General features: G+C 64.4%; 17 protein-coding genes, 2 tRNA genes and 1 pseudogene. 8 read left to right on the forward strand and 12 right to left on the reverse strand.

Going from position 1 to position 21,971, the window contains the following annotated elements; all coding sequences use genetic code 11:
* Positions 1 to 55 precede the first annotated feature (55 nt).
* Positions 56 to 1,018 carry an NAD(P)H-quinone oxidoreductase gene (locus tag LDJ84_RS22430; protein WP_024763426.1) on the reverse strand — a complete coding sequence of 321 codons (963 nt, stop codon included), beginning with the start codon at positions 1,016 to 1,018 and terminating at the stop codon, positions 56 to 58.
* A gap of 138 nt (positions 1,019 to 1,156) precedes the next feature.
* On the opposite strand from LDJ84_RS22430, the gene LDJ84_RS22435 reads away from it, so the two are divergent.
* Both LDJ84_RS22435 and LDJ84_RS22440 read left to right on the forward strand, forming a co-directional pair.
* Complete coding sequence (locus LDJ84_RS22435) at positions 1,157 to 3,235, forward strand: carboxy terminal-processing peptidase (RefSeq protein ID WP_024763425.1); 2,079 nt, start codon at positions 1,157 to 1,159, stop codon at positions 3,233 to 3,235.
* 89 nt (positions 3,236 to 3,324) lie between these two features.
* The gene (locus tag LDJ84_RS22440) at positions 3,325 to 5,073 is read left to right on the forward strand and encodes a bifunctional diguanylate cyclase/phosphodiesterase (RefSeq protein WP_226045423.1); all 1,749 of its coding nucleotides are present in this window, start codon (positions 3,325 to 3,327) and stop codon (positions 5,071 to 5,073) included.
* A gap of 1 nt (position 5,074) precedes the next feature.
* Here LDJ84_RS22440 and LDJ84_RS22445 read toward each other — a convergent pair whose 3' ends face one another.
* The 3 genes from LDJ84_RS22445 to LDJ84_RS22455 form a co-directional block, all read right to left on the reverse strand.
* Positions 5,075 to 5,491 (reverse strand): tetratricopeptide repeat protein, encoded by a 417-nt coding sequence (locus tag LDJ84_RS22445; RefSeq protein WP_226046613.1) that lies wholly within the window; start codon positions 5,489 to 5,491, stop codon positions 5,075 to 5,077.
* Between the two features lie 70 nt (positions 5,492 to 5,561).
* Complete coding sequence (locus tag LDJ84_RS22450) at positions 5,562 to 5,927, reverse strand: hypothetical protein (protein ID WP_024763424.1); 366 nt, start codon at positions 5,925 to 5,927, stop codon at positions 5,562 to 5,564.
* The gene (locus tag LDJ84_RS22455) at positions 5,924 to 6,241 is read right to left on the reverse strand and encodes a helix-turn-helix domain-containing protein (protein WP_024763423.1); all 318 of its coding nucleotides are present in this window, start codon (positions 6,239 to 6,241) and stop codon (positions 5,924 to 5,926) included. The genes LDJ84_RS22450 and LDJ84_RS22455 overlap by 4 nt, the downstream gene beginning before the upstream one ends.
* A 97-nt stretch (positions 6,242 to 6,338) precedes the next feature.
* On the opposite strand from LDJ84_RS22455, the gene LDJ84_RS22460 reads away from it, so the two are divergent.
* Entirely contained in the window at positions 6,339 to 7,085 is a 747-nt protein-coding gene (locus LDJ84_RS22460; RefSeq protein WP_037009232.1) for a substrate-binding periplasmic protein, read from the forward strand.
* Here the strand turns inward: LDJ84_RS22460 and LDJ84_RS22465 are convergent.
* From LDJ84_RS22465 to LDJ84_RS22480, 4 genes are all read right to left on the reverse strand, one after another.
* The gene (locus LDJ84_RS22465; protein WP_024763421.1) at positions 7,073 to 7,498 is read right to left on the reverse strand and encodes a YkvA family protein; all 426 of its coding nucleotides are present in this window, start codon (positions 7,496 to 7,498) and stop codon (positions 7,073 to 7,075) included. The two genes, LDJ84_RS22460 and LDJ84_RS22465, sit on opposite strands and share 13 nt — an antisense overlap.
* Positions 7,499 to 7,872: 374 nt before the next feature.
* Entirely contained in the window at positions 7,873 to 8,622 is a 750-nt protein-coding gene (locus LDJ84_RS22470) for an FKBP-type peptidyl-prolyl cis-trans isomerase (RefSeq protein ID WP_024763420.1), read from the reverse strand.
* A gap of 287 nt (positions 8,623 to 8,909) precedes the next feature.
* Positions 8,910 to 8,986 (reverse strand) — tRNA-Asp (locus LDJ84_RS22475).
* A gap of 13 nt (positions 8,987 to 8,999) precedes the next feature.
* Positions 9,000 to 9,075 (reverse strand) — tRNA-Val (locus LDJ84_RS22480).
* Between the two features lie 177 nt (positions 9,076 to 9,252).
* Between LDJ84_RS22480 and rdgC the strand changes: the two genes are divergently transcribed.
* From rdgC to LDJ84_RS22500, 4 genes are all read left to right on the forward strand, one after another.
* Positions 9,253 to 10,173, forward strand: coding sequence for a recombination-associated protein RdgC (gene rdgC / locus LDJ84_RS22485; RefSeq protein ID WP_024763419.1), 921 nt, complete (start codon positions 9,253 to 9,255; stop codon positions 10,171 to 10,173).
* Positions 10,174 to 10,245: 72 nt separating this feature from the next.
* Positions 10,246 to 11,199: a bile acid:sodium symporter family protein gene (locus tag LDJ84_RS22490; RefSeq protein WP_226045424.1), complete on the forward strand. Its 954-nt coding sequence runs from the start codon at positions 10,246 to 10,248 to the stop codon at positions 11,197 to 11,199.
* A gap of 137 nt (positions 11,200 to 11,336) precedes the next feature.
* Positions 11,337 to 11,651, forward strand: coding sequence for a quaternary ammonium compound efflux SMR transporter SugE (gene sugE / locus LDJ84_RS22495; RefSeq protein ID WP_024763417.1), 315 nt, complete (start codon positions 11,337 to 11,339; stop codon positions 11,649 to 11,651).
* Positions 11,652 to 11,856: 205 nt separating this feature from the next.
* Positions 11,857 to 12,066 (forward strand): cold-shock protein, encoded by a 210-nt coding sequence (locus LDJ84_RS22500; RefSeq protein WP_024763416.1) that lies wholly within the window; start codon positions 11,857 to 11,859, stop codon positions 12,064 to 12,066.
* 63 nt (positions 12,067 to 12,129) lie between these two features.
* On the opposite strand, the gene LDJ84_RS22505 is transcribed toward LDJ84_RS22500, so the two are convergent.
* From LDJ84_RS22505 to LDJ84_RS22520, 4 genes and pseudogenes are all read right to left on the reverse strand, one after another.
* Positions 12,130 to 14,004 carry an MFS transporter gene (locus tag LDJ84_RS22505; protein WP_169889922.1) on the reverse strand — a complete coding sequence of 625 codons (1,875 nt, stop codon included), beginning with the start codon at positions 14,002 to 14,004 and terminating at the stop codon, positions 12,130 to 12,132.
* Positions 14,005 to 14,172: 168 nt separating this feature from the next.
* Positions 14,173 to 16,338: a TonB-dependent receptor family protein gene (locus tag LDJ84_RS22510; protein WP_065085973.1), complete on the reverse strand. Its 2,166-nt coding sequence runs from the start codon at positions 16,336 to 16,338 to the stop codon at positions 14,173 to 14,175.
* A gap of 208 nt (positions 16,339 to 16,546) precedes the next feature.
* A complete protein-coding gene (locus LDJ84_RS22515; protein WP_065085974.1) occupies positions 16,547 to 17,398 on the reverse strand; it encodes a helix-turn-helix transcriptional regulator in 852 nt (283 codons plus the stop codon).
* A gap of 231 nt (positions 17,399 to 17,629) precedes the next feature.
* A pseudogene (locus LDJ84_RS22520) lies at positions 17,630 to 18,216 on the reverse strand (GNAT family N-acetyltransferase).
* A 244-nt stretch (positions 18,217 to 18,460) separates the two neighbouring features.
* Between LDJ84_RS22520 and LDJ84_RS22525 the strand changes: the two are divergent.
* Positions 18,461 to 21,937 (forward strand): PAS domain-containing hybrid sensor histidine kinase/response regulator, encoded by a 3,477-nt coding sequence (locus tag LDJ84_RS22525; RefSeq protein ID WP_226045425.1) that lies wholly within the window; start codon positions 18,461 to 18,463, stop codon positions 21,935 to 21,937.
* Positions 21,938 to 21,971: the final 34 nt, after the last annotated feature.

A 21,971-nucleotide genomic window follows, 5' to 3' on the forward strand; every position in this document is an offset into this window, starting at 1 on the left:
CCTCTCGCGCAGAAAAAGGGCCGCTTCAGCGGCCCTTTTCATGAGTGCAATCGACTCAACCCAGACTCTCGTCGATCACTACCACCACCTTGCCCTGCACCTGGTTGCTCGCCAGCGCATCGAACGCGCTCTGCGCATCGCGGACCGGGAAGGTGCGCTCCAGTTGAGCGCTGATTTGGCCGGACTCGAACAGCGGCCAGACCTTCTGTCCGAGTTCAGCGATCAGCTGCGCCTTGAAGTCCGCATCCCGCGAACGCAGGGTCGAGCCGATGAGCTGGATACGCTTGCCCAGCAGTAACGCCAGGTCCAGCTCGGCCTTGCGACCGCCCATCAGGCCAATGACCACCCAGCGACCGTCACGGCCGAGGATTTCCAGGTCGAGCTTGGCGTAGTTGGCGCCCACCGGATCGAGGATTACATCGAAGGGCGCGAAATCCCGAAGCGATTCGAGGCTCTCGCCGCGCAGCGCGCCGCCTTCGGCGCCCAGGCTTTCGCAGTAGGCCAGTCGATCGGCGGAGCCAACGCTGACCCAGCATGGGCTGTTGAACGCCTTGCACAGCTGGATGCCGGCCGAGCCGACGCCGCTGGCACCGGCGTGCAGCAGGACTTTTTCACCGGGTTGCAGAGCGCCAAGCATGAACAGGTTAAGCCAGGCGGTAGCGTAGACCTCGGGCAGCGCAGCAGCCTCGGCCATGCTCAAGCCGGCAGGCACCGGCAGCGCATGGCGCTGGTCCACCACGACTTCCTCGGCCATACCGCCGCCAGCCAGCAGGGCGCAGACGCGGTCGCCCACCTGCCAGGTACTGCCGGCACCGACTTCGGTCACCACGCCGGCGCATTCCAGGCCGATAACGTCGCTCGCCCCCGGTGGCGGCGGGTAGAGACCGGCCACCTGCAACAGGTCGGCGCGGTTGAGTCCCGCGGCGGCGACCTGGATGCGGATCTGTCCCTGCGCGCAAGTCGGGTTCGGGCGCTCGGCCCACTCCACTCGCCCTTCGATGCCTTGCAATGCGTTCACGCTGCCTCCATAGTGATCCTGCAGGGCCCGATCCGAAAGGTCGGGCCCTTTCTTCGCGCCGAATTCACCTGCGATTGAACCCGGCGCCGCCAATTAAGGCCTAATATGCGTCATAACTCCGCGATCAGTCGAATCAGCATGAAGCGATTTTTGCCCCGTACCGCCCTGTTGTTCATCCTCGGCGCAACCGCCTTTTCCTCGTTCGCGGCAACCACCAGCCCGAATGTATGGGACGGCCTGCAGCCTGACCGGGATCAAGTGATCGCCAGCCTCAACATCGTTGAGTTGCTAAAGCGCCATCACTACAACAAGCCGCCGCTGAACGACGAGCGCTCGGCAAAGATCTATGACAGCTACCTGAAGACGCTCGATCCGGCGCGAATGTACTTCACCCAGGCCGACATCGACCAGTTCGCGCCCTGGCGCACCCAGTTCGACGACTTCCTCAAGAGCGGCGAACTGGAGCCCGGCTTCACCATCTACAAGCGTCACCTCGACCGCCTGAAGGAGCGCCTGGACTTCGCCCTGGCCACCCTGAACAAGGGCGTCGACAAGATGGACTTCAAGACCGACGAATCGCTGGAGATCGACCGCGAGAAATCGCCCTGGGCGAAAGACAGCGCCGCGCTCGACGACCTGTGGCGCAAGAAGGTGAAGGACGAAGTCCTGCGCCTGAAGATCGCCGGCAAGGACAACAAGGCCATCCAGGAACAGCTGACCAAGCGCTACAAGAACCAGCTGATGCGCCTGGAGCAGACCCGCAGCGAAGACATCTTCCAGGCCTACATCAACGCCTTCGCGCAGACTTATGACCCGCACACGCAGTACCTGTCGCCGGACAGCGCGGAAAACTTCGACATCAACATGAGCCTCTCGCTCGAAGGCATCGGCGCCGTACTGCAGAGCGACAACGACTACGTCAAGGTCGTGCGCCTGGTACCGGCCGGCCCCGCCGAGAAGAGCAAGCAGATCGCCACTTCCGACAAGATCATCGGCGTCGCCCAGGGCAAGGGCGAGATGGTCGATGTGGTCGGCTGGCGTCTGGATGAAGTGGTCAAACTGATCCGTGGCCCGAAAGGCTCTCAGGTCCGCCTGGAAGTGATTCCGTCCACCAACGCGCCGAACGATCAGACCAGCAAGATCGTCACCATCACCCGCGAGGCGGTGAAGCTGGAAGACCAGGCGGCGAAGAAGTCGGAAATCACCATCGACCACGAAGGCAAGAACTACAAGCTGGGCATCATCGACGTGCCCGCGTTCTACCTCGACTTCAAGGCCTATCGCGCCGGCGACCCGGACTACAAGTCCACCACCCGCGACGTGAAGAAGCTCATCGCCGAGCTGCAGAAGGACAATGTCGACGGCATCGTCATCGACCTGCGCAACAACGGCGGCGGCTCCCTGCAGGAAGCCACAGAACTGACCGGCCTGTTCATCGATCAGGGCCCGACCGTGCTGGTGCGCAACAGCGACGGCCGCGTCGACGTGCTCAACGATGACGAGGGCAAGGCGTTCTACACCGGCCCGATGACCGTGCTGGTCAACCGCCTGTCCGCCTCGGCCTCGGAGATCTTCGCCGGTGCCATGCAGGACTACCACCGCGCGCTCATCGTCGGCGGCCAGACCTTCGGCAAGGGCACCGTGCAGACCATTCAGCCGCTCAACCATGGCGAGCTGAAGTTGACCCTGGCCAAGTTCTACCGCGTCTCCGGCCAGAGCACCCAGCACCAGGGCGTGATCCCCGACATCGGCTACCCGTCCATCGTCGACGACAAGGAAATCGGCGAAAGCGCCCTGCCCGACTCGATGCCGTGGGACACCATCAAGCCCGTGCTGAAGGCCCAGGCCGATCCGTTCAAGCCGTTTCTCGACCAGCTGCGCACGCGCCACGACGCGCGCACCGAGCACAACGCGGACTTCGTCTACGCCCGCGAGCGCCTCGCCCTGGCCCAGGAGTTGATGAAGGAGAAGACCGTCAGCCTCAATGAAGCCAAGCGTCGCGCCCAGCAGACCAGCATCGAGAACCGTCAGCTGGCCATGGAGAACGCCCTGCGCAAATCCAAGGGCCAGGAACCGCTCAAGGAACTGAAGAAGGAAGACGAGAACGCCCTGCCGGAAGAGGACAAGACCAAACCGCAGGACGACGCCTACCTCACCGAGTCCGGGCACATCCTGATCGACTATCTGAACCTGAACTCCCAGGTGGCCAAACACTGATCGGATGACATCAAACAGTCATGACGCTGTCGTGAAATGCAAAGGGCCGGGAAACCGGCCCTTTGCATTTCCAGCCACCGAGAACCGTCATGACCGTCACCGAGCAGTTGAGCGCGCTGGACCAGATCCTCGCTCACGGCGACCTGCACTGCCTGTTCCAGCCCATCCTGTCGCTTTCGGAAAGGCGCCTGGTGGGCTACGAAGCCCTTACGCGCGGCCCTTCCAACGGCCCTCTGCACTCGCCCCTGCCGCTGTTCAGCATCGCCCGCAGCAGCGGCCGCCTGAGCCAACTGGAGCTGCTCTGCCGGCGCAAGGTCTGCGCGCGCTTTCGCGACCTCAAGCTCGAGGGCAAGCTGTTCCTCAACGTGTCGCCCGAATCCCTGCTGGAACCAACCCACCAGCCCGGCCGCACACTGCAGTTGCTGCAGACTTTCGGCATCTCGCCCAGTGACGTGGTGATCGAGCTCACCGAGCAGACACCCATCGAGGATTTCACCCTCCTCGACACCGCACTTCACCACTATCGCGCCATGGGTTTTTCCATCGCCCTGGATGACCTGGGTGCGGGCTACTCCAGCCTGCGCCTGTGGTCCGAGCTTCGACCCGACTACGTGAAGATCGACCGTCACTTCATCGAAGGCATCCACCTGGATGCGGTGAAGCGCGAGTTCGTCGGCTCGATCCTGAAGATGGCCCACGCCTCCCGCGCCCAGGTGATCGCCGAAGGCATCGAGATTCCCGAAGAGCTGGCCGTGCTTTCCGAGATGGGCGTGGACCTGGTACAGGGCTACCTGCTTGGCCGCCCCAACGAAACTCCGCCCCGCGACGCTCGTGCCCTGCTACCGGAAGTGGACAGTGCTGGCGCGTTGCTGGCCGAAGATCAAGCGGACCTCGAGCCCCTGCAGCTGGAACAACCGGCGGTGCGCGACAGCACGCCCATCGCTGACGTGCTGGAGGCCTTTCGCGCCCAGGCCAACCTCAACTCCCTGGCGGTGCTCGACGGCCACGATCAACCGGTCGGCATCGTCCATCGCCATGCACTCTCGGACACCCTGCTCAAGCCGTTCGCGCCGGAGCTGTATGCGCGCAAGCCGATCAGCCGGCTGATGAGCGACGACTTCCTCGCGGTGGAACGCAGCCAGTCGCTGCAGCAGGTCAGCCGGCTGCTCACCAGCCGCGCGCGGCAACGCATCGAGGAAGACTTCATCATCACCCTGAACGGTCGCTACCTGGGGTTGGGCCGGGTGATCGACGTGCTCAAGCTGATCACCGAACTGAAGATCCGCCAGGCCCGGCACGCCAACCCACTGACGCTGCTACCGGGCAATGTTCCCATCCAGCAGTGCCTCTCACGCCTGCTGCAACAGGGGCGCGAAGCGGTGGTGTGCTATGTCGACATCGACAGCTTCAAGCCCTTCAACGACCTCTACGGCTATGCCCGCGGCGATGAAGTTCTGCTGTGCCTGGCGCAGTGCCTGGGCGAGCGCGTGGACCCGACGCGGGACTTCGTCGGCCATATCGGCGGCGACGATTTCATGCTGGTGCTGGGGACGCAGGACTGGCGCGAGCGGCTCAACCACCTGCTGGAGGATTTCCAGGGCCAGTGCCGGCGCTTCTACAGCCGCGAGCACCTGGACGCGGGCTGCTTCGTCGCACACAACCGCCAGGGGCGGCGCGAGGAGTATCCGCTGCTATCCCTGTCGATCGGCGTGGTGCACGTGAAAAGTGGCGCCGGTCAGCGTCTGGACGCCAGCCAACTGGCCGGGCTGGCCTCGGAGGCCAAGCGCCAAGCGAAGAACATGCCCGGCTACAGCCTGCACATTCTCACGGCAGAATGATTCAGAGCCCCAACTGGCGGGCGCGCGTCTCGTAGCGTTCGGCCTGGGCTACATCGGGTTCAAGACCGGGGCCACCACTGCGGTACAACTCGCCAAGCTTGCGGGCCGCCAGCGGATGCCCCGCTTCGGCGGCCTGCCCCCAGTAGCGCGCCGCTTCCTGCGCATCGCCGGCATGGCGGGTATCGCCCTTGAGGGATTGCACGCCCAACTGGTACGCCGCCTTGTGGTCGCCTGCAGTGGCGGCCAGGCGCAACAGGCGCAGGCCTTCCTCGCGGGCGCCAAACCCCTGTCCGCGGAACAGCAGCAGGTGGCCGTAGAAGCTCTGTGCGCCAACATCCCCCAGCGCGGCCATGCGTGCGAACTGGCCCTGCATCCAGGCCCAGGAACGCGGCTGGCGGACCATCCACGGCCACCCCATCAGGCGCCGCGCCACCGCATAGCTCAGCCGTGCACGCAGACGCCAGAACAGCTCGCGAGGCGTCGCCACGTCAGAGCTCCTCGGGGTACTCGAACTCGAACACGCGCACCACTTCCGCCGCATGCCAGCCGGCGGCAGCAGGACCATCCGGCGCACCGGAGAATCGGCCCAGGCGTTCGACATGCTCGAAGAAGCCGGTTCTGGGCAGGCGGCTGGCGCCCTGGCTGATCACCAGCGAGCTGCGTATCGGCCGCCCCGCACGGGCATCCAGCGCAGCCAGGTGTTCCAGCGCGGCGGTCAGCACGGTCATGGCCGGGGTCGGCAATTGCAGGCGCTCGATCAGCGCCCGGTAGGTGAGCAGGTGGCGCTGGCGGCGGGCGTCTTCCAGCTCGCCGAGCAGGCCTTCCCAATGCTTGCGACTGATCTGCACGCTCAAGAAGCAGACTCCCCAGTGCCCAGGGCACGACGCAGGCCATGCTGGATGGCGTCGCTGGCCTCGCGCTCGCCGTTCTCTATCAGTGCCAGGTAGGACGGGCTGATGCCCACCGAGCGCGCCAGCGTTTCAATGGCGATGCCACGGGCTTCCCGCAGGGCTTTCCAGTCCGGCTTCTCGTCGAACACCGGGGACGCATCCGGTTTGACGAGCTGAGCAGCTCCGCGGCCGGCAGCCGCCAGCAGCGCCTGGTACTCAGCCCAGGGAACCACGGCGTACTCCGCTTCGCCGTCACGCATGATGACTTGAACGTTCATGACAACACTCCTTGCAGGCGGCCATCTTAACAGCCTGGCGCCGGGCTGTGCCGGCTATACTGCGGTCGCCGTCACGCCCACAAATCGGGGGAACGATTTGCAGCGCCTGATTCCACTCTGCCTGTGCCTGGCCAGCGCCCTGTGTGGCGCCGAAGAGCTGCGCTGGGGCTATTCGCCAAGCAACGGCATGCCCTATGCGGAAAGTATCGACCATGAATTGGCACCTGGCTTCATCCGCGATCTGGGGGAAGCCGTCGGACAGCGCCTGGGGCTCGAGATTCGCTTCGTGGAAACGCCGGACAAGCGCGCCGAGCCCGCCCTCGCCCAGGGCGCGATCCACCTGCTGTGCATCAACAATCCGCAGTGGATGAAAGCGCCGGAGAAACTGCACTGGTCTCCCAGCCTGTTCGAGGAAGAAGATGCCCTGGCCCAGCGGGCGGATGCGCCGCCTGTGGAGAACCTCGCGCAGCTGCACGACATCCGCATCGGCACCAGCCTGGGCTACGTCTACCCCGCCCCGCTGATGCAGGCCTTCGCCGAAGGACGGGTGAAGCGCGCCGATGTACGCGACCTGGATACACGTCTGCACATGCTCGAGGCCGGCCGCCTGGATGCATTGATCGAAATGCGCCGGCCGTTGGAATTTCTCCTTGCCCAGCACCACGAATTGCCCGTGGCGATCCACAGTAACAACGTGCAGCACTACTCGATCCATTGCTCGTACGGCCCTGCCCTGCCGCTGCCCGCCGAGCGACTGGATGCCGTGCTGCAGGCGATGGTGAGCGACGGTTCCATCCAGCGCCTGCTCGGCGAGCAGAGCGCGCGGCTGCGTCAGAGACGCTGAATCGCTTCCGGCGGCGGCAGTTGCTTCAGGGCTTCGCGGGTTTCCACGCCCTGCGCGTCGCGCCAGACCTTGAAGGCATCGATCTCCGATTGCCAGCGACGTACCACCCAGGCCAGCACCGCCAGGTCGTCAAGGAAGCCGACGCCCAGCAGCCAGTCGGGCACCAGGTCCACGGGTGAAAGGAAATACAGCAGCGCCGCCACCACGGAAACCAGGGCCTGGGAACTGATGCCGCGGTAATCGCCGCGCACCCAGGCCACCAGCAATTCCTGCAGCAGCTTCAGATCGGTCCTGGCCAGCTTCACCCGGCCACTCTTGCGAGCGACGGCGAACAGCAACGCAGGCACTCGCCCACCCGCGATGAAACGGCTGGCGAGCTTGAGGAAACGGTCAAATCCCGGAGGCTTTTTCATCGACTTACCTCGATAGGAAGATTCGTACAGAGCAGGTTCAGGTTATCCACCTTTCCTGTGGATAACTCTGTTGAAAGACACCCTCGATGTCGCCCAAACGCCCGCGCCACGAGGGCTGGAGACAGATCGGCGATTTTTTGTTCACCCCTACAAATGCGTTAAAAATCATGCAGTTGCGGCTAAGCGAAGGGCCCGGCAATGTCAAGGGGAGGAGATTGTTTCAACTGCGTCAAATATGTGCATAAGGGTAACACCGGAATGAAGGTTACTCCCCTTCAGACCCGACGGTCAGCGCACCGTTCCAGAGCATTCCCCGCACAAACGAAAACGCCCCGCAGGTTACGGGGCGTTTCCACTGGTACGAAGGTACTCAGTTACTTCTTGGGCTGCTCTGCCGAAGCTTCCGGAGCCTCAGCCGCGTCAGGCTGATTCGGGTCCTTGATGGCCAGCAGTTCGAGGTCGAACACCAGAACCGAGTTGGCCGGGATGGTCGGGCTCGGGCTCTGGGCACCGTAGGCCAGTTCGCTCGGGATGAAGAGCTTGATCTTCTCGCCGACGTGCATCAGTTGCAGGGCCTCGACCCAACCCGGGATCACGCCGCCGACCGGCAGGTCGATCGGGCTGCCACGCTGGATGGAGCTGTCGAAGACAGTACCGTCGACCAGCTTGCCTTCGTAGTGAACGGTGACGACATCGGTAGCCTTGGGCTGTGCGCCGTCGGCTTTCTTCACGACTTCGTACTGCAGGCCGGACTTGGTGGTGACCACGCCCTCACGCTTGCCGTTTTCCTCGAGGAATTTCTTGCCGGCTTCCAGGGCCTCGGCGTTCTTCTTGGCAACCTGCTCTTCAGTGCGCTTCTGCAGGGCAGTGAAGGCTTCGGTCAGCTCTTCGTCGGTCAACTTCTGCTTCTGCTTGCCGACGGCATCTTCGATACCCAGGGCGACGGCTTTCGAATCCAGGTCATTCATGCCTTCCTGGGCGAGGCTCTTGCCCATGTTCAGGCCGATGCCATAGGAAGCTTTCTGCGCAGGAGTCTTGAGTTCCACTTCGGCGGCCTGTTTGTCGCAGCCCGCGAGAACCAGGCCGACCAGCGCGATCGCTGCCGCCAACCGATGTTGTTTCATGCTGAATCCTTGTCTTTGCGCCGTCATGGCTTAAGTAATGAAGCCGCGAGCTTATCAGGCGCTCGTGGCCAGTGGCTATGGGCAATAGGAACCACTGCCGAGAGAGAAGTTCCCACAGCAAACTTATAAGAAAATTAACAGGATAAGACAGACCGCCAGCACGCAATCACGGTGATCGAAGCGGGCAACTTTGACGGGACGCTTTCGCAGGAAAGGCTTTTGCAGACAAGGAAAGGAAGGAAAAGAAAAAGCCCCCAGGTATCGCTACCTGAGGGCTTTTCAGAATGTGGCGCAGCGGACGGGACTCGAACCCGCGACCCCCGGCGTGACAGGCCGGTATTCTAACCGACTGAACTACCGCTGCGTCGGACCTCGAGTGGTGGGTGATGACGGGATCGAACCGCCGACCCTCTGCTTGTAAGGCAGATGCTCTCCCGGCTGAGCTAATCACCCTTCGTCTCGAAGTGGGGCGCATTCTACGGAGGACATTTGCACCTGGCAAGCCCCTCGATGAAAAAAATTTTCAGATGTTCCAAAGGCTTAGATGAAGAGGGGGAATGACGAAACGGGGTTGGCCTGAACCGCGCCGAACGGAATAATGGCTCCTTTGTGTCCAGGAGTTAGCCCCTCATGTGGTTCCGCAATCTGCTCGTATATCGCCTCACCCAGGATCTGCAGATCGACGCCGATGCCCTGGAAAAGGCCCTGGCAAGTAAACCGGCGCGCTCCTGCGCCAGCCAGGAGCTGACTACCTATGGTTTCTCCGCCCCCTTCGGCAAGGGCCCGGACGCGCCGCTGGTGCACGCCAGCGAGGGATTCTTCCTGATCAGTGCCCGCAAGGAAGAGCGCATCCTCCCCGGCAGCGTGGTACGTGACGCGCTCAAGGAGAAGGTCGACGAGATCGAAGCCGCACAGATGCGCAAGGTCTACAAGAAGGAACGCGACCAGCTCAAGGACGAGATCGTCCAGACTCTGCTGCCACGCGCCTTCATCCGTCGTTCCGTGACCTTCGCCGCCATCGCTCCGAGCCTGGGGCTGATTCTGGTCGATACCTCCAGCGCGAAGAAGGCCGAAGACCTGCTGTCCACCCTGCGCGAAGCGCTGGGCTCGCTGCCGGTGCGCCCGCTGACCGTGAAGACCGCACCGACCGCCACCCTGACCGAATGGGTGAAAACCCAGGAAGCCGCCGGCGACTTCTTCGTCCTCGACGAGTGCGAGCTGCGTGACACCCACGAAGACGGCGGCGTGGTGCGCTGCAAGCGCCAGGATCTGACCAGCGAGGAAATCCAGCTGCACCTGACCGCCGGCAAGCTGGTTACCCAGCTGTCCCTGGCCTGGTCCGACAAGCTGTCCTTCGTCCTCGACGACAAGGTCGCGATCAAGCGCCTGCGCTTCGAAGACATGCTGCAGGAGAAGGCGGAGCAGGACGGCGGCGAAGACGCCCTCGGCCAGCTCGACGCCAGCTTCACCCTGATGATGCTGACCTTCGCCGAATTCCTTCCAGCGCTGATCGAAGCGCTCGGTGGCGAAGCGATGCCCGAAGGCATCTGATGCCGTGACAGGCGCCGCGTCCTCGCGGCGCCTGTCCTGACAATAAGGCCCACATAAAAAGAAGGACGGCCCATGCGTGCTCTCATCCTGCTCAGCCGCTTCATGGGCAACACCTTCGCCCTCTGGGTGCTGCTCTTCGCCATTCTGGCGTTCTTCATCCCCTCACTCTTCACTCCGCTCACCATCGCCATCGTCCCAATGCTCGGCGTGGTGATGTTCGGCATGGGCCTGACGCTCAAGGTCGAGGACTTCGCCGAAGTCGCCCGGCACCCGTGGCGCGTCGCCCTCGGTGTGATCGCCCACTTCGTGATCATGCCCGGCATGGCCTGGCTGCTCTGCCAACTGATGCACCTGCCGCCGGAAATCGCCGTGGGCGTGATCCTGGTCGGCTGCTGCCCCAGCGGTACCGCTTCCAACGTGATGACCTGGCTCTCGCGCGGCGATCTGGCGCTTTCCGTGGCCATCGCCGGTGTGACCACCCTCCTCGCCCCGCTGCTGACACCGGCGCTGATCTGGCTGCTGGCCTCGGCCTGGCTGCCGGTGTCCTTCGGCGCGCTGTTCTGGTCGATCCTGCAGGTCGTCGTGGTACCCATCGTCCTCGGCATCGTCGCTCAGCGCATGCTCGGGGCGCGAGTTCGTCACGTGGTCGATGTGCTGCCGCTGATCTCGGTGATTTCCATCGTGATCATCGTCGCCGCCGTGGTCGCGGCCAGCCAGGCGAAGATCGCCGAATCCGGCCTGCTGATCATGGCCGTGGTGATCCTGCACAACGGTTTCGGCTTCCTGCTCGGCTACTTCACCGCCAAGGTCTTCGGGCTGCCGCTGGCGCAGCGCAAATCGCTGGCGCTGGAAGTCGGCATGCAGAACTCCGGGCTTGGCGCCGCGCTGGCCAGTGCGCACTTCTCGCCGCTGGCGGCCGTACCCAGCGCGCTGTTCAGCGTCTGGCACAACATTTCCGGCGCTACGCTTTCCACCTGGTTCCGACGCATGTCCGATGAGCCACCCGTCCAGAAAGAAGCCCCGTAATAGGGCAACCCTCCCGCGCCGGGTTGCCCGGCGCACCGCTTTTGTGCAAAATAATGCACATTGTGAGGACGACCTCACCACCTTCCGGTGCTCCAGCGGGGACGGCCCTCCATTCCATCCACCGTCTGGAGAGTTCCATGTCCTGGATCATTCTGTTCGTCGCCGGCCTGTTCGAAGTGGGCTGGGCTGTCGGCCTGAAATACACCGAAGGCTTCACCCGACCGATACCGACCATCCTCACCGTGCTGGCGATCATCACCAGCATGGGCCTGCTTGGCCTGGCCATGAGGAATCTGCCCCTGGGCACCGCCTACGCCATCTGGACCGGTGTCGGCGCTGTCGGCACTGTCATCGTCGGGATCGTGCTGTTCGGCGAGTCCATGGCGCCGGTACGCCTGCTCAGCGTTGCGCTGATCCTGTGCGGACTGGTCGGACTGAAAATGAGCCACTGACGCTGTATCGGTTCTCGATACCGGCGGGTTGTCGCTTTCCCGAAAATTTGTCGGTATGCTGCGGGCCACTGTGTTTGCTTGGGTCACTGTGGCTCGTGACCTGGTGGGGCCATTCCCCACCACCCGGCTTCGACTGCACCTTGCAACTCAGGACGAGCGCGGACCTTTCCGCAAAACAATATTCAATTGTTCAAGGTGTATCTCCATGTCGAATCGTCAGACCGGCACCGTCAAGTGGTTCAATGACGCCAAGGGCTTCGGCTTCATCACTCCGGAAAGCGGCAACGATGTCTTCGTGCACTTCCGCTCCATCCAGGGCACCGGCTTCAAGTCGCTGCAGGAAGGCCAGAAGGTCTCCTTCATCGTGGTTGAAGGCCAGAAGGGCCTGCAGGCTGACGAAGTTCAGGTCATCTGAACCGCGACACGCCCATGAAAAAGCCCCGGCATTGCCGGGGCTTTTTCTTTGCCGCCAATAAAGTCAGCGCGCCGCGCCGCGCAGCATCGCGACCTGCTCCTGCAGCGCCAGGCGCCTGGCCTCTTCCGGTGCCACCGGTTGACCAGCCACCAGGCACACCCGCGACCACAGCCGGCGGAAGAAGCCCTTCTGCGGGTCACGGCTGAAGAAGCTGCCCCACAGGCCCTGCAACGCCATCGGGATCACTGGCACCGGCGTCTCCTCGATGATGCGCTCCACGCCGCCGCGGAACTCGTTCATCTCGCCATCCAGGGTCAGCATGCCCTCGGGGAAGATGCACACCAGCTCTCCTTCGCGCAGGTACTCGGCGACTTTGGCGAAAGCCTTTTCGTAGGTCTCCGGATCCTCGTTACGCCCGGCGATCGGCACCGCGCCGGCCGTACGGAAGATGAAATTGAGCACCGGGATGCGGAAGATCTTGTAGTACATGACAAAGCGCACCGGGCGCCGCACCGAACCCGCAATCAGCAGCGCATCGACGAAGGACACGTGGTTGCACACCAGCACCGCGGGGCCTTCGTCGGGGATGGCTTCAAGGTTGCGATGGTCGACTCGGTACATCGAATGGGTCAGCAGCCAGACCAGGAAGCGCATGGTGAACTCGGGCACGATCTTGAAGATGTAGACGTTCACCGCGACGTTCATCAGCGAGAGCACAAGGAACAGCTCGGGGATCGTCAGCTTCGCCACCGACAGCAGCAGGATCGAGACGATCGCCGCCACCACCATGAATAGGGCATTGAGGATGTTGTTCGCCGCGATCACCCGCGCGCGCTTGTCTTCCTCGGTGCGCGCCTGGATCAGCGCGTACAGCGGCACGATGTAGAAGCCGCCGAAGATACCGATGCCGAGGATATCCGCCAGCACAGCCCAGGACTGCGAGTGCTCCAGCACGTCCAGCCAGTTGTAGGGCTGCGCGCCCTGCGGGAAGCCGCCCGAATGCCACCACAGGAGGATGCCGAACAGGCTCAGGCCGATGGAGCCGAAGGGCACCAGGCCGATTTCCACCTTCTTGCCGGAAAGCTTTTCGCAAAGCATCGAGCCCAGCGCGATGCCCACCGAGAACACGGTGAGGATCAGCGTCACCACGCTCTCGTCGCCATGCAGCAGTTCCTTGGCGTAGGTCGGGATCTGCGTCAGGTAGACCGCGCCGAGGAACCAGAACCAGGAGTTGCCCACCAGCGAGCGCGACACCGCCGGGCGCTGGCGCAGGCCGAGCAGGAGGATGCTCCAGGACTGGCGGAAGATGTTCCAGTCGACCTTCAGGTCCGGCAGCGCAGCTGCCGCACGGGGAATGTTGCGACTGGCGAGGAAACCGCAGACAGCCACCAGCACCACGGCGATGCCGACGCCGGCCGCATAGTCCTGCCGCGACATCAGCACGCCGGCGCCGATGGTGCCGCAGAGGATGGCGAGGAAGGTGCCCATTTCCACCAGGGCGTTGCCGCCAACCAGTTCGTCCTCGCGCAGGTGTTGCGGCAGGATCGAGTACTTCACCGGGCCGAACAGCGCCGAGTGCGTGCCCATGGCGAACAGCGCGAGGAACAGCAGCGGCAGGCTGCCGAACACGAAGCCCGCGGCGCCCACCGCCATGATCACGATCTCGGCCAGCTTCAGCGCGCGCATCAGCGCGTCCTTGTTGAACTTCTCGCCGAACTGGCCGCCCAGGGCGGAGAACAGGAAGAACGGCAGGATGAACAACAGCGCGCAGAGGTTGACCAGCAGGTTGCGGTCACCGCCGACGGTGAGATGGTAGAGGATCGCCAGGATCAGCGACTGTTTGAAGATGTTGTCGTTGAACGCACCCAGCAGCTGGGTAATGAAGAAGGGCAGGAATCGCTTGGTGCCCAGCAGGGCGAATTGCGAGTGTTGAGACATCGTCCTTGTTTACCTGCGTAGCGGCCTTGAGCCGGAATGACAGCACGGATATGACGGCAACAGCGTGAAGAAAAGCCACATTTTCCGCACAAATCCATTCGAACGCCGTAATCCGTGCAAGAAAAAGCCCGTCGCGAAGGACGGGCTTTTCAATGAGCCGGGAAGACGTCAGAAGCCGACGCTGCCCTGCACGTAGAAAGTGCGCGGCTCGCCCAGGTAAATCCCGGCGTTGTTGTCGCTGGAACGGGTGTAGTTCATCTGGTCGAAGATGTTCTTCACCCCGGCGGCGACTTTCAGGTTCGACGCCTGCGGGCCGAAGTCGTAGCCCACGCGGGCGTTCCACAGCACGTAGCCGGGGATGTCGCCGTACTGGCCATCGGCGCTCGGCTCGGTGATGTAGTTGCCGGTGAAGCTGCCGTTGGAGTTGGTGGTCGGGCCGGGCGCGCGCTGCCCCGACTGGGCGAAGCCGTCGACGTTGTAGGTCCAGCGGTCATGCTCGTAGCGCAGGCCGATGGTCGCCACCTGGCGCGAGTACAGCGGCAGGTCGCGGCCCTTGAACGACGGGATCTCACCTTCGTAGGTAGCGCGGGTATAGGTGAAGGTGCCGTAGGCAGTCAGGCCGGCGAGTACCGGGTCCAGCGCAGCCATGTCGTAGTGCGCGGAGGTCTCGATGCCCTGGTGCTTGGTGGCGCCCAGGTTGGTCCAGCCCACGTCGTTGCTGATGTACTGCAGCTCATCGTCGAAGTCGATGTAGAACAGCGTGACTTCGCCACCCCAGGTGCCGTTGTCGTAGCGCGTGCCCACTTCGTAGGTCTTCGCCTTCTCGGGCTGCAGGCCGCTGGCGGTGTCGTTGCCGCTGCCGCCCTGGCCGAGCTGGAAGTATTGCAGGCTGCCGAAGGAGGTCTCGTAGTTGGCGAACAGCTTCCACTCGTCCGACAGGTGATACATCACCGCGAGCGCCGGCAGCGGCTCGTTGTAGTCCTTGCTGCGGTTCTTCTCCTGGACCGGCTTGCCCTTGTTGTCGAGGACCGGGCGCTCGTGCCAGTCAGTGGAGATGCGCTCGAAGCGGATGCCCGGGGTAACGGTCCAGTTGCCCACGTCGATCTTGTCGTCGAGGTAGAGGGAGTTCGCCTCGGTACCGCCTGTGCGGTCCTGGTAGGTGTGGCCGTCGGCGCCGGGTATCGGCGTCGGGATGTTGTTCACCAGGCCGACCTGGCTGGCGCGCTCGTGCATCGCCTCCTTCAGGTAGCGATAGCCGATGCTGGCTTCCTGGGTGGTCGGGCCGACCATGAAGATCTTCGACACGCGTGGCTCGATACCGAAGGTGTGGTAGTCGCGCGGGTAGGACGCCAGGGTCTTGAGATCGCGGTTGGCGATGTTGCTGCCACGGAAGCTGTCGCTGTAGTAGGTCAGCACTTCGACCTGGGTGAGGTCGTCGATCTGCCGCTTGTACTTTAGCGAGACGTCCTTGCGACGACCGGTGAAGTTGTCGTAGTCGCGCACCGACTGGTACGGGTCCTTGTCGAACTGCGCCTGGGTCAGGCCACCGGGCATGTCGGCGCTGCCGTCGTAGTAGTGGAAGTTGGCGGAGAACTCGTCGACATCGGTGGGCGCCCAGTGGGTCTTGAACATCACATCGTCGATGTCGGTGGCGTCGTTGCCGTCGCGGTAGCCCGCGCCTTTCACGCCCGAATACAGCAGTGCAGCGCCCATGCCGTTGTCGGCGGTGCCGCCGAGGAAGGCGTTGTAGAGCTTCTTCCAGCCGCCGTGGGAAGCGGTTTCTACGGTGCTGCCGACGTCGCCGGAGAACTCCTTGGGAATCGCCCGGGTGACGAAGTTGATCACCCCGCCGACGTTCTGCGGTCCATAGCGCACGGAACCGGCGCCACGTACGACGTCAACGCTGTCGAGGTTGCCCACCGACAGCGGGAACATCGACAGCTGCGGCTGGCCATAGGGCGCTACGGCGGCCGGGACGCCATCGATGAGTACGGTGGAGCGTGGCGACAGGCGCGAGGTCAGGCCGCGCACGCCGACGTTGAGGGAAACATCGCTGCCGCCGGTGCCGTTGTTGTCCTGCACCTGCACGCCGGGAATACCGCGCAGCACGTCGCGTACGTTCTGCGCGCCCTCTTCGATCATCTGCTCGCGGCGTACCACGGTGCGCGCGCCGGGGTGGTTCTGCACAACCTGCTGGTCGGCCTCGCCGAGCCAGTCACCGACGACGGTGACGGTCTCCAGTTCCCTGGTGTCTTCTTCGGCCTGCACCGGCAGCAGCGGCGTGGCCAGGGCAACGGCGATCGCCAGGCGCGACCACGAACGAACGTGCGACATGCTTCCCCCTCCCCGGGTACTTCGTGAAGGGGTGGCAAATTAAAGCCGAATGTAAATTTTGTAAATGCAAATGTATCGCAAATGAAAAAATATTCCGATTGACTCAGATTCTCTTTCCGTCGTATCGAACGATCGCTCAATGGCGTGTCGATAAAAAAGCCGGCACCCCATCAAGGGCAAGGTTCTTCAGGGGAATACGGCAGAAACGTCAGGCCTGGCGGAGCGACCGCGCGCAGGCCTGGCGATACTCGCCAGGGCCGACCCCATAGGCCTGCTTGAACTGCCGGCTGAGGTGGCTTTGATCGGCGAAGCCCAGTTGCATGGCCACGTTCACCGGCATGCAGCCCTGCTTGAGCAGCGCCCTCGCCTGTTCCAGCCGACGCTGCTTGAGCCAGGCATGGGGCGGCAGGCCAGTGGCCTTGCGGAACACGCGGGCAAAGTGGAACGGAGAAAGCCCGACGGCGGCGGCCAGTTCCTCCAGCGACGGCGGCTCCAGCAAGCGCGAGCCAAGCAGCTCGCGGGCCCGCGCCACCGCCACCGGTTCATTGCCCGCGGGCTGCGCCTCGGGAATCCGCCCGTGGCGCTGGAACAGCAACAGCAGCGCCTCGCGCCAGCAGGTCTGGCGCTGCAGCACAGTAGCGTCGGAATCCGCCAGCCGGTGCGCGGCGAACAGCGCCTGCACCAGTTCCGGATCATTCACCACGCTGGCAGCGAAGGACGGCGTGCCGCCCTTGCCCAGCTCCAGCTCCTCCAGCACGCCGGAAACCTGCGCCAGCTCCGGATAGAAACCACGGTAGCGCCAGCCGGCCTCGTCAGCCTTGGAGCCGGTGTGGACCTCGTCGGGGTTGATCAGCACTACGCTGCCGGCCGGAGCGAAGTGCTCGGCACCGCGATGGTGAAAGCGCTGCGCCCCCTGCTCGATCATGACGAAGGCGAAGCCTTCATGGACGTGGGGCGAGAACACCTGCTCGATGTAGCGTGCGTGCAGCAGCTCGACGCCGCCCAGTTCCTGGGCGCGCCAGAAGCGGGTGCGTTCGCCGCTTGCGTGGTCTTCTGCCATGTACCACTCCCGTCAAGGGACTCTTTGTATGCCGTGCCCTGCCGGCATATCAGCCATTACTGGAAAATGGCGTCCGGGCTGTCCCTCACCCCAGCCCTGGCTACGCGCCCCGCTCAGAGGGAGAGGGAGCCGTCTGCGCCGGCTGACACAATAGTTTCCTCCTGCGCCGAACAGTCCCCTCTCCCTTGGGGAGAGGGTTAGGGTGAGGGGGCAAGCGGTGCAGAGTATCACTCAGCCGACGAAACCGGCTTCCAGCGCGGCCTTCACCTGTGGCCATTCCTGGTCGGTGATGCTGTACAGAATGGTGTCGTCGAGCCGCCCGCCAGCCAGGCGCCGATGGTTGCGCAACACACCCTCGCGCACCGCGCCGAGCTTCTCGATGGCGCGCTGGGAGCGCTCATTGCTGGCGGCGGTCTTGAACTGCACGCGGACCATCTTCCAGCTGTCGAAGGCATGGCGCAGCATCAGGTACTTCATGGTGGCGTTGAGGCCGCTGCCGTGCTGGGCCTGGTCCAGCCAGGTGGCGCCGATCTCGCAGGCCGGCAGCGCCGGGAGGAAGTCCATGAAGCGCGTGGTGCCGACGATCTGGTTGCCCAGGCGCACCACCAGCGGCAGGGCGCGGCCCTCGCGCTGGTCGGCCAGCCCCTGGCGGTACCAGTCCGGGCGTCCAGGCGCGCTCATGAACTGCAGGACCTCGCGGTTCTGCTCCGCCAGCGTCACCAGGTCCGGCACGTCGGCCTCCACCATGGGCTCCAGGCGCAGGGCCCCGCGCTGCAAGGTGATGGGTAACGGTCTGAACATGGCGCCCTCCTCGACACACGACGCAGAATCATCGCTCACATCAGAGCGTAGCGGCCCGATGAAGTGCCGCGCGCCAGCAGGCGCACGACAGACGGACCGCGAAAAGGCCGGCAAGCTATCAGTCCGGCGCGCCGCCCTCAAGTGTGAGGCGCGACACGGCGCCACTGAGACATTGGTAGCAGGCGTCTGACAGTTCCGGACTTTGGTGCGAAACTGCTGCCAGCGCTCCTGCGGGGGAGCCAGTTCATTTCCGGAGTCAGCATGTCGTTGTCCAGTGGGTTGATCGCAACGGTCGCCCTGCTCTACATGGCGGTCCTGTTCGCCATCGCGTTCTATGGCGACCGCCGTCGCGCCCCTCTTTCGCCGCGCGTCCGCGCCTGGGTCTACAGCCTCTCGCTGGCTGTGTATTGCACCAGCTGGACCTTCTTCGGCGCCGTCGGCCAGGCTGCCGACCAGTTGTGGTCATTCCTGCCGATCTATGTCGGCCCCGTGCTGCTGATGCTCTTCGCGCCCTGGGTGCTGCAGAAGATGATCATGATCAGCAAGCAGGAGAACATCACCTCCATCGCCGACTTCATCGCCGCGCGCTACGGCAAGTCCCAGGCGCTGGCAGTGGTGGTGGCGCTGATCTGTGTGGTCTGCGTGTTGCCCTACATCGCCCTGCAGCTCAAGGGCATAGTCCTCGGGGTGAACCTGCTGATCGGCGCCGGCCCCGATTCGGGCGGCATCCGCGCCCAGGACACGGCGCTGATCGTGTCGCTGATTCTCGCCTTGTTCACCATCGTCTTCGGTACCCGCAACCTGGATGTCACCGAGCACCACCGCGGCATGGTGCTGGCCATCGCCTTCGAATCCCTGGTCAAGCTGACCGCCTTCCTCGCCGTCGGCATCTTCGTCACTTATGGCCTCTATGACGGCTTCGGCGACCTAGTGGACAAGGCCCGCGTCGCCCCGCAGCTCAACGAATACTGGAAGGAGACCGTGCACTGGCCAGCCATGCTGCTGCAGACCGGCGTGGCGATGACCGCCATCATGTGCCTGCCGCGCCAGTTCCACGTGCTGGTGGTGGAGAACATCGAGCCGCGCGACCTGAACCTGGCGCGCTGGGTGTTCCCGATCTACCTGGTGCTGGCCGCACTGTTCGTGGTGCCGATCGCCCTGGCCGGGCAGATGCACCTGCCGGCGGGCGTGATGCCGGACTCCTTCGTGATCAGCCTGCCGCTGGCCGAGGCCCATCCCGCACTGGCACTGCTGGCCTTCATCGGTGGCGCCTCGGCGGCCACCGGCATGGTCATCGTCGCCAGCGTGGCGCTGTCCACCATGGTCTCCAACGACATGCTGCTGCCCTGGCTGCTGCGCCGCAAGGGCGAGGCCGAGCAGCCCTTCGAGGTGTTCCGCCACTGGCTGCTGACCGTGCGCCGGGTGAGCATCGCGCTGATCCTCCTGCTGGCCTACGTCAGCTACCGGCTGCTGGGCTCCACCGCGAGCCTGGCCACCATCGGCCAGATCGCCTTCGCCGCCATCGCCCAGCTCGGCCCAGCGATGATCGGCGCGTTGTACTGGAAGCAGGCCAACCGTCGTGGTGTGTTTGCCGGGCTGGCCGCCGGCTCGTTCCTCTGGGCGTACACCCTGGTGCTGCCGGTGGTCGCCAAGGGCCTGGGCTGGCCGCTGGAAACCTTCCCCGGCCTGGCCTGGCTCGCCGGCCGCCCGTTCGGCCTGTCCATCGAACCGCTGACCCTGGGCGTGCTGCTCTCGCTGATCGGCAACTTCGCGCTGTTCGGGCTGGTCTCGGTGTTCTCGCGCACCCGCGTGTCGGAACACTGGCAGGCCAGCCGCTTCATCGGCCAGGAAATCTCGCAGAAGCTCAGCTCGCGTTCGATGCTCGCGGTGCAGTTGGAGGACCTGCTGATGCTCGCCGCGCGCTTCGTCGGCGAGGAGCGCGCGCGGCAGAGCTTCATCCGCTTCGCCTACCGCCAGGGCAAGGGCTTCACGCCCAGCCAGAACGCCAACGACGAATGGATCGCCCACACCGAACGCCTGCTCGCCGGCGTGCTCGGCGCCTCCTCCGCGCGCGCCGTGGTGAAGGCCGCCATCGAAGGCCGCGAGATGCAGGTGGAGGACGTGGTGAAGATCGCCGACGAAGCCTCCGAGGTCCTGCAGTTCAACCGCGCACTGCTGCAGGGCGCCATCGAGAACATCACCCAGGGCATCAGCGTGGTCGACCAGTCGCTGCGCCTGGTGGCCTGGAACCACCGCTACATCGAGCTGTTCGAGTATCCGGAGGGGCTGATCTACGTCGGCCGGCCCATCGCCGACATCATCCGCTACAACGCCGAACGTGGCCTGTGCGGACCGGGCGACCCGGACCTGCACGTCGCCAAGCGACTGTACTGGATGCGCCAGGGCACGCCGCACACCTCCGAGCGGCTGTTCCCTAACGGCCGCGTCATCGAGCTGATCGGCAACCCGATGCCCGGCGGCGGCTTCGTCATGAGCTTCACCGACATCACCAACTACCGCGATGCCGAGCAAGGCCTGAAGGACGCCAACGAGAGCCTGGAACAGCGTGTGCAGGAGCGCACCTTCGAGCTGTCGCAGCTCAACCAGGCACTCACCGAGGCCAAGGGCACGGCCGAGGCGGCGAACCAGTCGAAGTCGCGCTTCCTCGCTGCGGTCAGCCACGACCTGATGCAGCCGCTGAACGCCGCGCGGCTGTTCTCCGCCGCCCTCGCCCACCAGGACAAACTGCCCGAAGAGGCTACCGAACTGGTGCGCCACCTGGACTCCTCATTGCGCTCGGCGGAAGACCTGATCACCGACCTGCTGGACATCTCGCGTCTTGAGGGTGGCCGCGTCAGCGCCGACGTCGCAGCCTTCCCGCTGAGCAACCTGTACGACACCCTCGGCGTGGAATTCCGCGTCCTGGCCCAGGAGCACGGCATCGACTTCCACGTGCGCGGCAGCAAGCTGCGCGTGGAAAGCGACATCAAACTGCTGCGCCGCGTGCTGCAGAACTTCCTCACCAATGCCTTCCGCTATGCCAAGGGCCACGTGCTGCTGGGCGTGCGCCGCGAGGCCGGGCACCTGCGGCTCGAAGTCTGGGACCACGGTCCAGGCATCCCGCCGGACAAGCTGCAGGTGATCTTTGAGGAATTCAAACGCCTGGACAGCCACCAGACCCGCGCCGAAAAGGGCCTGGGTCTGGGCCTGGCCATCGCCGACCGTCTGTGCAAGGTCCTCGGCCACCGCCTGGAAGTACGTTCCTGGCCGGGCAAGGGCAGCGTGTTCAGCGTCAGCGTGCCGCTCGCCCGCCAACCAGCCCCGGCGCCGCTCAACGGGCACAAGGTGGAAACCCCGGAACAGCTCAACGGCGCGCAGGTGCTCTGCGTGGATAACGAAGACAGCATCCTCACCGGCATGAACAGCCTGCTGACCCGCTGGGGCTGCCGCGTGCTCACCGCACGCAGCCGCGAGGAATGCCAGGCGCTGCTGGACGGCGACGCGCGCCCGCAACTGGCCCTGATCGACTACCACCTGGACGACGGCGAACTCGGCACCGACCTCATGGCCTGGCTGCGCACCCGCCTGGGCGAGCCGGTGCCAGGCGTGGTGATCAGCGCGGACGCCCGCCCCGAACTGGTGGCGCAGATCCATGCGGCCGGGCTGGACTTCCTGCCCAAGCCGGTGAAGCCGGCAGCGCTACGGGCATTGTTGAGTCGGCATCTGAGCCTGAGATAATTCGTCTAGCCGCGCCTTGGCAGCGGCGTCGCGA

The organism is Pseudomonas sp. HS-18, from assembly GCF_020401845.1.
Lineage (GTDB): Bacteria > Pseudomonadota > Gammaproteobacteria > Pseudomonadales > Pseudomonadaceae > Pseudomonas > Pseudomonas nitroreducens.